This window comes from Gelidibacter sp. (assembly GCF_053579655.1).
In genome coordinates this window covers 1-13,559 of sequence record NZ_JBMDWE010000058.1, presented here as the reverse complement: position 1 = coordinate 13,559, position 13,559 = coordinate 1, and the positions used below count along the sequence as shown (strand labels likewise).

Annotated in this window: 19 protein-coding genes and 1 pseudogene; 2 read left to right on the top strand and 18 right to left on the bottom strand. The window is 36.5% G+C overall.

Features of this window, described 5'->3' with window-relative positions:
* Positions 1–2: 2 nt before the first annotated feature.
* Positions 3–167, top strand: a complete 165-nt coding sequence (locus tag ACOH2D_RS17645; protein ID WP_449536086.1) for an SOS response-associated peptidase family protein — start codon at positions 3–5, stop codon at positions 165–167.
* Positions 134–505, top strand: a complete 372-nt coding sequence (locus ACOH2D_RS17640; protein WP_449536085.1) for an SOS response-associated peptidase family protein — start codon at positions 134–136, stop codon at positions 503–505. The genes ACOH2D_RS17645 and ACOH2D_RS17640 overlap by 34 nt, the downstream gene beginning before the upstream one ends.
* Positions 506–650: 145 nt before the next feature.
* On the opposite strand, the gene ACOH2D_RS17635 is transcribed toward ACOH2D_RS17640, so the two are convergent.
* From ACOH2D_RS17635 to ACOH2D_RS17550, 18 genes and pseudogenes are all read right to left on the bottom strand, one after another.
* The gene (locus ACOH2D_RS17635; protein ID WP_449536084.1) at positions 651–947 is read right to left on the bottom strand and encodes a hypothetical protein; all 297 of its coding nucleotides are present in this window, start codon (positions 945–947) and stop codon (positions 651–653) included.
* Between the two features lie 427 nt (positions 948–1,374).
* Complete coding sequence (locus tag ACOH2D_RS17630) at positions 1,375–2,583, bottom strand: dioxygenase family protein (RefSeq protein ID WP_449536083.1); 1,209 nt, start codon at positions 2,581–2,583, stop codon at positions 1,375–1,377.
* A 429-nt stretch (positions 2,584–3,012) separates the two neighbouring features.
* Positions 3,013–3,477 (bottom strand): VOC family protein, encoded by a 465-nt coding sequence (locus ACOH2D_RS17625; protein WP_449536082.1) that lies wholly within the window; start codon positions 3,475–3,477, stop codon positions 3,013–3,015.
* Between the two features lie 21 nt (positions 3,478–3,498).
* Positions 3,499–3,996 carry a DUF4199 domain-containing protein gene (locus ACOH2D_RS17620; RefSeq protein WP_449536081.1) on the bottom strand — a complete coding sequence of 166 codons (498 nt, stop codon included), beginning with the start codon at positions 3,994–3,996 and terminating at the stop codon, positions 3,499–3,501.
* 58 nt (positions 3,997–4,054) lie between these two features.
* The gene (locus ACOH2D_RS17615) at positions 4,055–4,537 is read right to left on the bottom strand and encodes an SRPBCC family protein (protein ID WP_449536080.1); all 483 of its coding nucleotides are present in this window, start codon (positions 4,535–4,537) and stop codon (positions 4,055–4,057) included.
* A 50-nt stretch (positions 4,538–4,587) separates the two neighbouring features.
* Positions 4,588–5,139: a DUF4287 domain-containing protein gene (locus ACOH2D_RS17610; protein WP_449536079.1), complete on the bottom strand. Its 552-nt coding sequence runs from the start codon at positions 5,137–5,139 to the stop codon at positions 4,588–4,590.
* Between the two features lie 276 nt (positions 5,140–5,415).
* Positions 5,416–5,784, bottom strand: coding sequence for a DUF2200 domain-containing protein (locus ACOH2D_RS17605; RefSeq protein WP_449536078.1), 369 nt, complete (start codon positions 5,782–5,784; stop codon positions 5,416–5,418).
* A gap of 12 nt (positions 5,785–5,796) precedes the next feature.
* A complete protein-coding gene (locus ACOH2D_RS17600) occupies positions 5,797–6,240 on the bottom strand; it encodes an SRPBCC domain-containing protein (protein WP_449536077.1) in 444 nt (147 codons plus the stop codon).
* An 11-nt stretch (positions 6,241–6,251) separates the two neighbouring features.
* Complete coding sequence (locus ACOH2D_RS17595) at positions 6,252–6,686, bottom strand: VOC family protein (protein ID WP_449536076.1); 435 nt, start codon at positions 6,684–6,686, stop codon at positions 6,252–6,254.
* A gap of 456 nt (positions 6,687–7,142) precedes the next feature.
* On the bottom strand, positions 7,143–7,493 hold the full coding sequence (locus ACOH2D_RS17590) for an SRPBCC domain-containing protein (RefSeq protein ID WP_449536075.1): 351 nt from the start codon (positions 7,491–7,493) through the stop codon (positions 7,143–7,145).
* A 104-nt stretch (positions 7,494–7,597) separates the two neighbouring features.
* A complete protein-coding gene (locus tag ACOH2D_RS17585; protein WP_449536074.1) occupies positions 7,598–8,053 on the bottom strand; it encodes an SRPBCC family protein in 456 nt (151 codons plus the stop codon).
* Between the two features lie 187 nt (positions 8,054–8,240).
* Positions 8,241–8,354, bottom strand: a pseudogene (locus ACOH2D_RS17580) (ATPase); the annotation flags it as partial.
* Positions 8,355–8,412: 58 nt separating this feature from the next.
* Positions 8,413–9,033: a hypothetical protein gene (locus tag ACOH2D_RS17575; protein WP_449536073.1), complete on the bottom strand. Its 621-nt coding sequence runs from the start codon at positions 9,031–9,033 to the stop codon at positions 8,413–8,415.
* A 107-nt stretch (positions 9,034–9,140) separates the two neighbouring features.
* Positions 9,141–9,824 carry a P-loop NTPase family protein gene (locus ACOH2D_RS17570; RefSeq protein WP_449536072.1) on the bottom strand — a complete coding sequence of 228 codons (684 nt, stop codon included), beginning with the start codon at positions 9,822–9,824 and terminating at the stop codon, positions 9,141–9,143.
* 43 nt (positions 9,825–9,867) lie between these two features.
* The gene (locus ACOH2D_RS17565) at positions 9,868–10,578 is read right to left on the bottom strand and encodes a hypothetical protein (protein WP_449536071.1); all 711 of its coding nucleotides are present in this window, start codon (positions 10,576–10,578) and stop codon (positions 9,868–9,870) included.
* 54 nt (positions 10,579–10,632) lie between these two features.
* The gene (locus ACOH2D_RS17560; protein ID WP_449536070.1) at positions 10,633–10,908 is read right to left on the bottom strand and encodes a helix-turn-helix domain-containing protein; all 276 of its coding nucleotides are present in this window, start codon (positions 10,906–10,908) and stop codon (positions 10,633–10,635) included.
* 487 nt (positions 10,909–11,395) lie between these two features.
* Complete coding sequence (locus ACOH2D_RS17555; RefSeq protein WP_449536069.1) at positions 11,396–12,250, bottom strand: RteC domain-containing protein; 855 nt, start codon at positions 12,248–12,250, stop codon at positions 11,396–11,398.
* A 93-nt stretch (positions 12,251–12,343) separates the two neighbouring features.
* The coding region (locus tag ACOH2D_RS17550) for a site-specific integrase (protein WP_449536068.1) at positions 12,344–13,559 on the bottom strand (1,216 nt) is incomplete at its 5' end.

The window sequence follows — 13,559 nt, the reverse complement described above, 5'->3', positions numbered from 1 at the left end:
CTTTGAATGCCCGCGGGGAAACCATTTTTACGTTAAATTCATTTAAAAAGGCTGCTAATGAAAGCCGATGCCTAATTTATATAGATGGGTTTTATGAACATCATCATTTCGAGAAAAAGACCTATCTTTTTATATCTATAAAAAAGACCACTCCCCGATTATATTAGCTGGACTTTTTAATGAGTGGGTCAATCCTGAAACTTCTGGAAAAATGAATACGTTCTCGATTGTGACGACTACGGGAAACCAGCTCCTTGCTAAAATCCATAATAACCCTAAACTTAAGGAGGCTAGAATGCCTGTGATTCTGCATGATGAATTAGCAGATAAATGGTTAACCAAATTAGAAGGTGATAAAGACCAGAAGTTTATTGAGGAGCTTATTCAGGCATATCCACAGGAAAAATTGGAGGCGCATACGGTTTCGAAATTGAGAGGTAAGGAATATATGGGGAATGTTCCGGGGATTAGTGAGCCTGTGAAGTATGCGGAGTTGGTGTTTTAGGAATATGTGACGTTTATGTATATCTTGAGCTGTGGCGTGTTTTAGAACAAACCCCTCCAAATAAAAACTGACTTTGGAAAATCCGTAGGGTTTTCCAAGTGAGCACTGACCAATCCATAGCTAATATTCGGCTTGTACGCAATTTTTAGCTACCAGCAAATGGTGTTCCGAAAATTCCAACTGCAAGTTCAGCCCAAATAAGAAATAGGAGCGCGAACAATGCTATGCCAAATAGAATTCTGAATCGTAAGGTCTTTATTTTCCTTAAAATAAATTCAAGTGTTAGTCCTGTTCCAATTAATAAAATACCTGCAACGAGAAAATCAAAAATTTTCCAATTCACATCGTTAGTAAAGCTCATCGCTATAAGCGGGATTAATAGTAGGGCTATTGCAGTAGCCAAAATAGTGATAAGTCTTTTGTTTTGATTAGTAATTTCCATAGTGTCTGTATTTGTTAAATGATAAATGTTTCCAATAATAGATAGACGAAACAAAAAAAAACCTCCTTTATAAAGAGTCGATTTGCTTTGTTATGACCATATTTTAAAGAATAGGTATTAAACCACTCCATTAATTCTCCTTCTATTTCTTCTCGAAATTCAGGATGACAATACAATTCCAACTAACATTTTTATAATATACTGAAAATAAATAGTTAATGATTATGATTTTTTCAGTTTTGATCTTAACTTTTCAAGTCTCCTAAAAGTTAGCTTAAAGCGATTATTTTCCTTCCCAAAAAAGAGGGGAATTGCGTACAATGTTTATGTATACGAGATGTGGCGTTTTAAAGCACGAACCTCTCCAAATAGGCACAGTCCAAGCCATAGCATATATACGGTTTTATGTGCTACCCTTATCTCAATCTTATTTCGGTTCAGGCAGATTAAAATATCCGTTTTTCGTTTTGTCCAAAGTTTGTGAAATCAGATTGAAATTTTCCTTCGTAGGCTTTAAATCGACGAATTTGTCAATTATCGCTCTGTTTCTATAAATCACAAATGTATTTTCCACTTCGGGATTTATTTTGTTAAGGTTCACTTCACTTTCTTTGTCTGAAAATGAAGGGACAAAGGTTAGAGCCGTATTTTTTAAATTGAGTTCATTGCCTAAATTTTCCAATTCTTGTTGTCTTTTTTCCTTACTGTAATTTTTATCGTTGCCATAGACAAAATAGACTTTCAAATATTTATTGCGACTTACGCTTTCAAGTTCTAAAAATGACAACCAATCTTTTATATTGTCCCAATTTGGATTGTTGCCAACAAAGTAAACTATTCCGTGAAATCTCCCATATTTACAAACAGGACAAGTTTTAGTTCCTTTATCTGGTCCAAATGCATGGAATGGAGTAAATGAAGGATTGTCCTCGCCAATTTCAAGTCCAGAATTCAGTTGTGCCTGATTTTTTTCGGGATAGTTCGGAATATTAAGACCTAAAACAACGTTGTGTTCTGCAACCTGCAAATCCTTGTCAATCAACACTCTTAAAACTCCACTTCCGCCACGATTTTCGAGTGCTTTTCTTTTTTTGCCTGTTAACAATATGTCGTCATCAAAAACAAATTCGTCAATATAATATTCATCCTCAATGTTCGGTTCTTTTATGGAAGTGTGAATGTGTGCAGGCATATCATCGTTTGGATAAGGTGCTGGACGAATTGTATAAATCGAATATTTTCCGTTTTCGTCCGATTTTACCCAACCTCTAATATGTCCGTGTCTTTTGGCTTGTTCATCCATTCCTACTTTTGGGGAATAATATCCGTAATTGTCCGTTTGCCAATAATAAATCACAACGTTTGGTGCAGGAATTTTGCCACCAATTTTGTAAACTGTTCCCGTTATCAAAAGTTTTTGACCTTTTTCTGTCCATCCTGTACTTGTGTCGATGGACTTAATGTTTTTCGGCATTCCAACGTACATTAATTCGCAACCATCACAACCCCCACCAACAAGTCTGTTTTTGTCGATTTTGATTTCGGTTTGTTTTTTGTCGTTTTTGACTTGTCCGTTACAATTTGTCAACGTGCTTACCAAAGCTATAAAAAAGATGATTTTTATTGATTTTTTCATTGGTGTTACGATTTTTCTTGGGTTGCACCTAACAATAGAATATGCGCCATGCGTTGCGCATATTTCCCCAATAGATCAAAGTTATTCCTTTTCAATATATTCCCCTTCCATTCGAATTTAAAAAATCATTTCCCTTTAAGTCAACTTATCAGCAGGAGGCGCCTATAACTATAAAAAATTAAAAAAACTCCCGCATTCTGGAATAGAAACGTTCACCGTAGCGTTCTTGGATTTCTTCGGTATTCCCGCTGATGGTGCAATGGATTTTAACGCTTTTTAGTTTATATAATAATTCTTTTCGCACGTTCTATTGTTGTCCAATTGGTATTATTTTATCCCGCATATTGGGTTAATAATTCACTAATAATCAAGCATAAGCGTAGTCCATATTATTTAAAAGTTACGCTTCTACAATTTTGGGCTTCGCTTTCATTTTGTGGTCTTCCCTCCCATTGCTGTAAACACCCTATCGACTGGCTCCCAAAGCTCTATTTTATTGCCATCAGCATCCATAATGTGGACGAATTTTCCATAATCAAATGTTTCAATAGCATCCACTATAGTCACGCCATTTGCTTTGAGCTTTTCAACCAAGCCTACAATATTTTGAACTCTGTAATTGATCATGAATTCCTTTTTTGAAGGCTCAAAATACGCACTTCCGTTTTCAAATGGACTCCATTGTAGGTAATTGATTTCCTGCGGGCGGTTGGCATTTCTAAACTCAAAACTTGACCCCCAGTCATTGACTTCAAGTCCTAGATTTTCAGCGTACCAATCTCTTGTTTTTCCAGGATTATCAGAGAAAAAGAAAATTCCACCTATTCCTGTTACTCGCGGTGTTGTATCATTTTCATTATTTGGATCATGGTTTTGCTCATTGCGATCTTCCATTTTTATTTGTTTTTACAGTCCTTAATTTGATATGTTATTCTTTTTGGTTCGGATAAAAATCATGGCTATCGCCGTAGTTACGACTCCCATAATAAATGAAAATATAGCGCCTTGAATGGCGTAGTTTTTATAATTGAAATTTGCCTGTGCTTCTTCGGTAGAAGTGTAATATCCTAATTCAACAGAGCGCCTTATTACGTTCGGAAAATATTCAGGAGTAATGACAAAAGAGGTAATCCACTGTGTAAATGGGCTTAATAAAGCGATAATAGCCGATATAATAATTCCTGAAATCAGGCCTTGCTTGTAGTTCATTTGACCATTATAAGCCATTTTCTTTTTCTCTTTGAGCGCTAAAACCATCATCCAAATGGCAGGAATGGCGAATAAATTGGTCAGGTAAAGTTGGTAGTCAAGGTATTTGCCGTGCAGACCACATAGTTTTTCCAATACCATCCATAACAAGCCTACGACTGAAAAGATGATAGCCCATTTAAGTTCGATTTTAATATTTCCCATCATTAATTTTCTAATACAGATTTTAATCTTGTTAACCCAGCTTGTAAATCATCTCCAATCATTTTTCAAAGTCCATAAAAAGCATCATCAAATTAAATGGATACGCCATATGTCCGCTAAATCCCCACGTCACTTTAGTTTGTTGTTCATTAATAGCTTGCGTGGACATAAAAGCAGGCGATGTGGCTTCAAACGGTTTAAGAAAACGAATCTCATAATCAATCCTTTCTCCTTCCTCAATGTTTTTAATCTCTTGTTCTCCAACGCCAACATCGTCATTATCGCTGTTCCAAGCAGAAATAAAGCCTACTGTGCCATCGGTACCTTTATAAGTCTTGCTCATTTGTGGGTCCATTGTTGCCCATTTACTAAAGTGATCCTGATTTTTAAGCAACTTGATGTAGTCAAAGACTTCAGACTTTGGTTTATTGATTACAATTTCCCTTTCAACTACATAATCCTTTTTTACAAATAAGGCTATGATGAGCGGAATTGCAATTAAAACCGCTAGTATGATGAACACTTTTTTCAAAATTCTCATATTATAAATATTAAAGCAGTTGCATTAATTGTGTTTAAAATTCACGAACGTTATTTGGCATTATCGTAGGCCAGTTTAATCCATTTTATGACCTCACTGTCAATGGCATTGATGTCTGTGATTTGGATTTTATGCGAGCACATGGCATTAGGTTTTTCAGCTTCCAATCTATCCGACGGCTCTTGCCCTTTTAGGTTGATCCCAATTTCAAAACGTGTTTTGGTTGCAGGATTTAATGTTGCAAATTGCTTGATTCTGCGTAAACTGACATAAGCGTTTTTGGGTGCGATTTCGATATCATTTCCAAAGGACATGATTTCAGAAATGAGCTTGTCATAAATCGGTTTCAAATGCTCTTTTCCTTGGTACTGCGCTGTTATTAAATCGTCGGTGTTTTCTGCTGATCCAGCATCAGAGGCTCTAGATTTATGAGCAACTAAATTTGCAAATCCGTGCGAGAAGTCGTGTTTTTCTTTAAGGAACTTAATGATTTCTCCGTGTTTTTCGAATTTTTCATTTGATACAATTTTGATCCATTGCTCCAAGGTTTTACCTGTGTTTTTGTGCAGGTTATCAATCATTGTTTGTGTTGCTTTGTCCATGGCTTTGGCTGTATTTTGATTCCAAAAATTGAATCGTTGTTTTCATTAATAGCTTTAAGGTTTCCAAATTGATATCTTCCAATTTTTTGACATAGATACACCCTTTTCCCATGTTAAATTTACCCAAATTCTTTAATAGTTCCTCTTTCGGAATATTTTTAAGAATGAAACTTTAGGTTGATTAATTTGTGGTGCTAGGAATTTTACAAAAAACAAATGCAAAAACCCGCTGTTTTGTCCATAACAACTCATGAAGCACATTGCACAAACGGATCTCTAACCAGTGGTTCTTAGAATTTTATCCATCTTCCTTCCCTTCGCCAATTCGTCTACCAACTTGTCTAAATACCGTACCTGTTGTGTTAGTGGATTTTCAATTTCCTCTATCCGATAGTCACAAATCACTCCGGTTATTAGTTGAGCATTAGGATTCAATTCTGCCCTCTTAAAAAATGTTTCAAAAGTTACTTTCTCGTCGATTAGTCCATGCAGTGCATGGGCGTCAAATCCAGTCAACCACTTTATTACTTGCTGCAATTCTTCCTTTGTCCTTCCTTTTCTCTCCACTTTTGAAACGTAGTGGGGATAAACAGAAGCAAAAGTCATTTTGGCCATGCGCTCATTATGCTCTGGTGTCACTTTCATTTTGAATAAGATTTATTTAGTTTTTATCATAAAATCAAATGCGCCCTTTCGAAGTTGTATGCCATACTCCAAATAGGCCTTCATACAGGCAAGGAAGTTTGCCCATCCCCCCGAATTTTCTAAAGCCCATTTCAGGTTTGCTTCATTCATTTCCTTTCCGTTTTCGCTGACTCTTACGATGGTACTATTGTCCGGTAATTTTTCTAACGTAATGTATACAACAGTTTCAGGATCCCAAACAAAGGAAATCGAATGATTGGTTTCAGTTTCAATTTCTTTAATCGGAAACCTATCTTCAAATTCAGGGAATTTCCATACCACTTCTTTTCCTGATTCCAATGGTCCGCTACTTTCCGAAATGAAATATTTGGTCATTATATCAGGATTTACAATTCCTTCAAAAACCTCCTCAATTGGCTTTTGAATTTGAATGCTGGCCTTAGGCTCTAATCTCATAAAACAGCTTTTTAATGTTGGGGTTGTTTTTCATAATTCACCATCCAATTGATGCCATATTTGTCGGTAAACATGCCGAAATAAGCACCCCAAAAGGTATCAGCCATGGGCATAGTTACCTTCCCTCCCGCAGAAAGTCCTTTGAAGATTTTATCCGCTTCTTCCTTGCTATCAGGACTTATTGAAATTGAAAAATTATTTCCTTGCACAAATGTTGCTGCCCAATCTCCACCTGTATCACTACCCAACAAAGTGGTTGCGCCAATAGGCAACCCAACGTGCATGATTCTATTTTTTTCGGCTTCAGAAACCGTGTAACCGTCTCCTGCTGGCATGTCGCCAAAGCGTCCGATATAGGTGAATTCTCCCCCAAATACGGATTTGTAGAAGTTAAAGGCTTCTTCGCAATTTCCGTCAAAGTTTAAGTAGGTGCTTACAGTTGTCATAATATTTTGTTTTTAATAGTGAATTATCGGGATTTTGCATTTTCTAATTTGCGCCTATTGATAATCATCTAAATGCATTTCGATATTTTTCCAATCCATTTTCCTTTTACTCATTTTCTTTTGTCGTGAGCTCAGGGAATTAACAGACTTTTTTGTTTGGGGAATTAGGCACAATGTGAGTATGTGTATCTACCCCATTTGGAATAAAACTATTGTTTCAATTGGTATTTATAGAGCAGCTGGCACCGTATTTATTTATGGCTTTGAAATCTGGGATATTTCCTAAACAAAAGATAGCTCTTTATAGATAAAGGAAAGTAAACACCTGAGGCGTTTTTCGCTATTCTTATCTGATTGTTAGGCATCTGGAAGAATTGGCTCAACCAATTTTTTTAACTTTTCTAAACTTTCTTGCCAACCTAAATAACACATTTCAATTGGTATTGCATCAGGAATTCATTCTTGTGTCGCATTAATTTCTGTACCACACATTACTTTGCGCAATTCAATAGTTGTAATCATTTGTCCCGGTAAATTGGGGTCTTCAAATTCGTCGGTATATTTCAATAGTTCATTCGGTATAATTTCTAAATATTCACCACCAAATGAATGACTGCTCCCTGTTCCAAAATTGGTAAACGACATTCTGTATTTGCCGCCAATTTGCACATCCATATAATGTACTATGGCAATGAAACCGTAAGGCGGTATCCAAGAAGCCATTGCATCAGGATTGGTAAATGCTTTATAGACCTTTTCAGGACTCGCGGTAAAGATTCTGTGAAGTGCAACTTTATTATTTGTCATGTTTTATTGTCTTAAAGGTTTTTCTATTTTCTTACCTTTTGCTAATTCATTTGTTCTTTTCTGTTTATCTGTTACCTTAATCAATTGTCAAAATATTTTTTAGGTCACTCGGAAATCGCTTTTAATTTCTCTAATGCTGCTGGATAAGTTTTGTTGAAATAATCTAAATAATCTTCAATTGCATCAATTTCAACCTTTAGGGTTGTTATACCGTTACCTTCTTTAAAAGTATAATTTTCGTGGCCGCCCGCCCATTTTTCAACTTTTTCGCCTGTAGTTACTTCCATATCGTCATCCAAGAAACCATAATGCAATATTGAAACAAACTTGGCGGGTTGGTTTTCTACAATTTTAGAAACCATTCCACTTTTCTTTCCATTTTCATCTACTCCAACAAAATGCATTTTACTGCCTTTATCCCAACTTCCTTCGTAGGAAGAAGTTGGATTAAAAGCTGAGGCCCACTGTTCATAAGTACCTTTATCCTTCAAGCCCAACATCGTTTCATAGACTTTTTGAGCTGTCGCAATAATCTCTATTTCGAACCGAAGTTTTTTCATTTTATTGTTAGTTTATTGTTTATGTATGTTTTCTGTGTCATTATTTAGGATGACCGCCAACAATTTGATTAGGGCAACTCGTTCCGACTATTTCGATTTTACATTAAATTTATTCATTTTCCATAAATCTACCTACAATTCGTAGTTAAAATCACTTAGACTAAACTTAAGTCCTCTTATCCACACTTTATACCTCAAACCGGACCAAATTAAAAAGCGCACTCATTCGTGAAGGAACAAGTTCGCCATAGCGTTCTTGAATTTCATAAGCGTTGAGGTTAGTGGTACAATGAGTCTTGACGATTTCAATTTGAAAATCTCAAAACGGGTAATTTAAAATGGTCTGAAAACGAACAATTTCATTCCATAGTAAATGTTTGAAAAAACAACTCCATGTCATGTGCAGGAATGAGTCCCTCAATATTTTTGGGGATCTGCTCCAATGTAAGTTGGTCAATCTTTGAGTAGGCATAATCGGCGCCCAATAGATCCTCAAGCAGGATGGCCATGGCCTGATATAACAACACCTGGGGATGTTTCCAGAATTCAGAGAGATAAATTGTAATATCAAACATCTCGGTATCCGAACAGTAGTTGGATGGGGCAAACATGAGATCGCTGATCTTGATTTTGAAGTCGCCAAACTCATAGGTAGGATCGGTACCCTCCAAAATTTTGCTGAGTTTGCGTTTTGATTGTTTTTTTAGAGAAAACTTCCAATTAGGTAATTCCGGGGCTTTGCCCAGAAGGTAATTCACCTTAATAGCCATACTCCTATCGCCACTTGAAATGAACTTTAGTTTGTTTTTCTTATTTTCTCCTGTAGCGTACTTTATAAAAAAGGTTAAATTAGAACTATAATAATTAAGTTCTTCTTGAGCCTCTAATATCAAACATCCTATCTTATCGAAGTCGTGCGGATTTTCTAAGTTTTGGTGGTTTTCTTTAAACCAATTCCAGAAGTGGTTATGGTTGCCCATAGTGTTAGCAGTTTAAGTTGAGCCAAGGTTTATTAAGAACTAATATACTGAATGAAAGCGATATAACTACACGTAAATTAAATTAAAATCCGTTAATAAAATTACGTTCAGATCCTCTTATCCATACTAGATGCCTCAAAGCCTACCAAATTAAAGAGTTCCCTCATTCGTGAACGAACACGCTCACCGTAGCGTTCTTGAATTTCTTCGGCGTTGAGGTTGGTGGTGCAATGGGTCTTCGCGCCTTTTTCTTTGAACAGGTCGTAGCGGGAAATCAATATTTCGCCAAGGACATTGCAGTCTTTACCGAAATGGGTGCCTATATTCTCAACGCCCAAATCGTCAAAACAATAATCTTTGGCATCACAGTAGTCTTCGATCATTTTGTAACCGATGGCGTTGAATCCAAAAACGATGTTTCTCGCTGGAACGATGTTATATTTTCTTTTGTGCGGCACCAAATGCGGCAACAACATCATCATGGTCGTTTTGCCGCAGCCTACAGGGCCTGAAAGCAATAATCCTTTGTCTATGTCGATTCCTAATTTTAGAGCGAACTGACGGTCTTGAATGAAGTAACTGGATAATTTAAGAATCAGCTCGTGATCTTCATTGTAAATTTTGAAATTTTTCCCGAACATCAATTTTCCTTTGATTTTGAGGTAAAGTAAAATTTTGTCGAAATTGTAATTAATGACTTTGCCCTCTAGTTTGCCGAGTTCGAACTGAGAGGCCCCTTCGTAAATAACACTTGGGTTGCTGGTATTGTAATTTGAAGAAAAGTGTTTCATTTTTTTAAAGTTTAAGAATTTCTGGTTTTGACTTCAAGAAAAATTAAAGGGGCTGGTTGTAATCTTTATTTCGAATGGTATGGAGGTTGTCCCGATTTTGGGACAGCTGGGAACCGTTTTCAATTGTTTTGATTTTTAAGGCAATTTCAGCTGCTTTTATCATCCAGTTTTTTGCCGTGGCCTGCCAATTTTCTATTTGGATTTTTCCGCCCAATTTCCATCCGGTGGATTCGTAATGATTGAAAAATTTTGCAGCTTCCATTTCGGACCATTTTTGTTTTTTAAAAAAAACTAAAACTTGATTTTCATTTTTTGGCTTTTGCAGTTTATAACTGTTTACTATTGTTTTATTATGTTTATATAAACGTCCCACTACTTGTCCCGAATTTGGGACACTTAAATCCAATGCTTGTCCCGAAAATGGGACACTTGAAACCAATGCTTGTCCAGAGCTTGTCCCGAAAATGAGCATGTTGATTTCGGAGCCCTTGAACGGATTATGCGAAGGAAAATACAGGAGATATTCGAAATTATTCAGGTCTTTTGCGCAGCGGTGATAGGTTGATTTTGAGCCAATTTTGGCCAGTCGCATCACCTCCTCCCGATTTACATAAAAACGCTGTGGAAACCGGTTGTGGTTCCAGATTTGGAAAAAAGCCAAATACAGACTTATGTGCGTTGGATTAAGGCGATTGTCCTTGGCAAAAAGCAAGAATACGGCCTTTAAATGTTGTATGAAATTAACCTCAGTCATGGTAAAAAAATTGAAAATCCCGCATTCCTGCGGGATTTTGCCTGCTATTAACACTTATAAAGAAACCTTGTTAAGGTTGAGAATACGTAGTATTTCGGAGTACTCATAGAGTATGGTGCCACCTATTTTGGTAAATGGCAAAGTGCCGTTTATTCTAAGGTTTTGAAGTGTGCCTGGACTGACCTTTAGAAGCTTCATGACCTCAGTTGATTTCAGGTACTTTTTTGTGAGCTGCTCATCTGGCTTTTTTTCCAAAAGCTTTTTGAATTCGCTGATCAATTCCATTTTGAAGTCGTAGAGATCTTCGGTCGTAATAATTGCTGTTGCCATTGTAGAACAAGTTTTTAAGGGTTATTACTTTTACCTCTCCTCGTGGTGAGGTAATTTTAAGAACTATCTTTATTGATAGCACTTGGGTTGATTTGACTTTTGTTCTACAAAGCTGTGGGATATTGTTGAGAATTCTTCGGTAGTCTTTCGGTAGTACGAAGAAATTTAACATTTGGAAAGTAGGAATTTGATTGGCTTAATCTTGTCGAAAACTATATAGAATAAGGCTTTAAGGGCTAAACCAGCATTATGTATGTTGTTTAGGGAAACACTAATTTCCCATTATACTCTTAGCAAATTAATCAACCACATGATGAGGCTTCATTTTTTAAATCAATTTCAAAAATAACCACAAGATTTATAATAGCTTTTGTAGTGATTTGATGGGTGAAAAAGAACTGAGACTTATTTTCGAGATTCCTTCGGTATACGTTCGGTAGTACGAAGAAATTTAACATTTGGAAAGCCCACTTTGTACTGTAAGACATCAGGATCTAGTGATGGCTTCATCTGTATCCATCTTGGCCAATAGCGCAAGTTTTAAGGTGTCCAGAAATTTGGTGCGGTCTTTTTCGCGCGCCTTAATTTCGGTAAATGTCTTGTAGGCATTACCGAGGTTGGTATTAAAAATAATCTCCATAAATTGAATGATCTTACTAATTTCAACCTGGCCTTTATTTAAAACACCGGCAGCCTGCAGGGCGTAGATAAGTTCCACCAAATCTGTTTTAGATCCGTTCCATGTTCGATTTTTATCCAAAATCAATTCCGAAACAAGCGAGGATTCCTTATTTGTTAATTTAAGCAGTAATCTTTTGTAATGTTTTGACAACAGATCTGCAGCAACAAATTTTGCCTTTAGGTGATCATAGCCGGTAGTGAATTCTGGGTCCACAATAAATTGAGACATATCCCCATCTATTCCAACTTGATAATTACTTCGCAAGAAGTAAAACCCGTCCTTTCGGGTTTCCTTATTTTTGATATAATACCAAAACGTTATGTTGTCCGTCCTAAAGTTGTCTAAATACTTTGAGGATGTTTCAATATATTTCTTTTGATCCTTTACATTGGATTTGGGCCATTTAAGTTCGAATTTTTGAAGTTCCCCAAAAAACTTAAGCCTTCCCAAAACGAAAGGCTTGATGTTTTTGAAGAAGTGAATTTCATCTTCCTCGATTGCAAAACTATTTGGTGATTGGATCAATGCCCGAAGTTTTAAAATTGTATCCCTCGAAAGTTCGATTCCCGCTTTGATGTTTTTAATCTTAGTTAGATCGGTTTTTTCAATAAGCTGCAGACTATGTTTATAGTCCGTTAAAACTTGATTGATAGATTTCATAAGTGTCCTTATAATTAGGTGAAATTACCACAACAAGCTATAAAAAATATTGGATTTAACAAAACTTTTCCTACATACACACCTTAAAGCAAATCACTTACCATCATTAAATGGTTTTGATTGTTTATCCCTATTGTTTTTAAATTCTAAAATTGATTTTAAATTATTCATGTCGGCACTAATTTTATGCTCCAATACCCTGGCATAAATTTGAGTTGTGGAAATTTTGGTGTGGCCAAGAATTTTAGAAACCGTTTCTATAGGCACCCCATTGGACAAAGTTATGGTAGTGGCAAATGTATGGCGCGCCATATGGAAAGTCAGGTTCTTTTTAATATCTACGAAATTGGCAACTTCCTTAAGGTAGGCGTTTAATTTTTCGTTGGTAATTACTGGTAATAAGGATTCGGAAACGGCCGTTACGGGGTGGTCCTTATATTTTTCGATAATTCTTAGCGCCTGTGGCAACAACGGCACCTTGACCACCGTGTTTGTTTTTTGTCTTTTTGTCTCGATCCAATAACTCCCATCAATGTTTAAAATGACATTGTCTGAAGTAAGCGTCATGATATCGACATAACTGATGCCGGTGTAACAGCTGAAAACAAATAGGTCGCGGACGCGATCTAGCCGGTCTGTGACAAACTCCTTAATTTCTAGATTATGCAGCTCTATTTCGGATAGAAATTCTCTGTTGGTTCGTGTATAGGACATCTGCCAACGTACAAACGGGTCTTTGTCAACCCATTCCATATGATAGGCCAAAGTCACTATCTTCCGCAACCGCTGCACATGTTTCATAATGGTGTTATGTCCTAGCGCCTTAAAGTGGCCTACCGGATATACATTGGACAAATACACCTGAAAATCGGTCAAAAATTCGAAGTTGAGCTGCTTGAGATAGATATCTGTAGTCTTGCGTTTTTTTAGCAAAAACTTTTTGAGGTAGGATTCCGTTATTCCGAAATTGCGAATGGATCCAGGCGCCAATGTATTTTCAATTTTCTTATTATGATAATCAATTATCTCAAGCAGTGATTTGCCCTGTTCTTCGGTCCCCCCGGTATAGTGAGCCTTTACAAGTTCTGCCGTAATAAGCTCGCCTTTATATTTTAGGTCTTGGTAGATCTGGAAGATTTGGGAATGGACTTCTTCGAGATATTGATTGGTTTGCCTAGAAAATGCAGTGTTGCCTTTTAGGCGCTTCGTTTTTGAATTCCATTGATCAATGTTTGCTTTTCTTTTTAAACTTAAGTTGACGCGTTTGCCATTTACGGAAATGCGCGCATAAATTTCGGCTTCATTATTT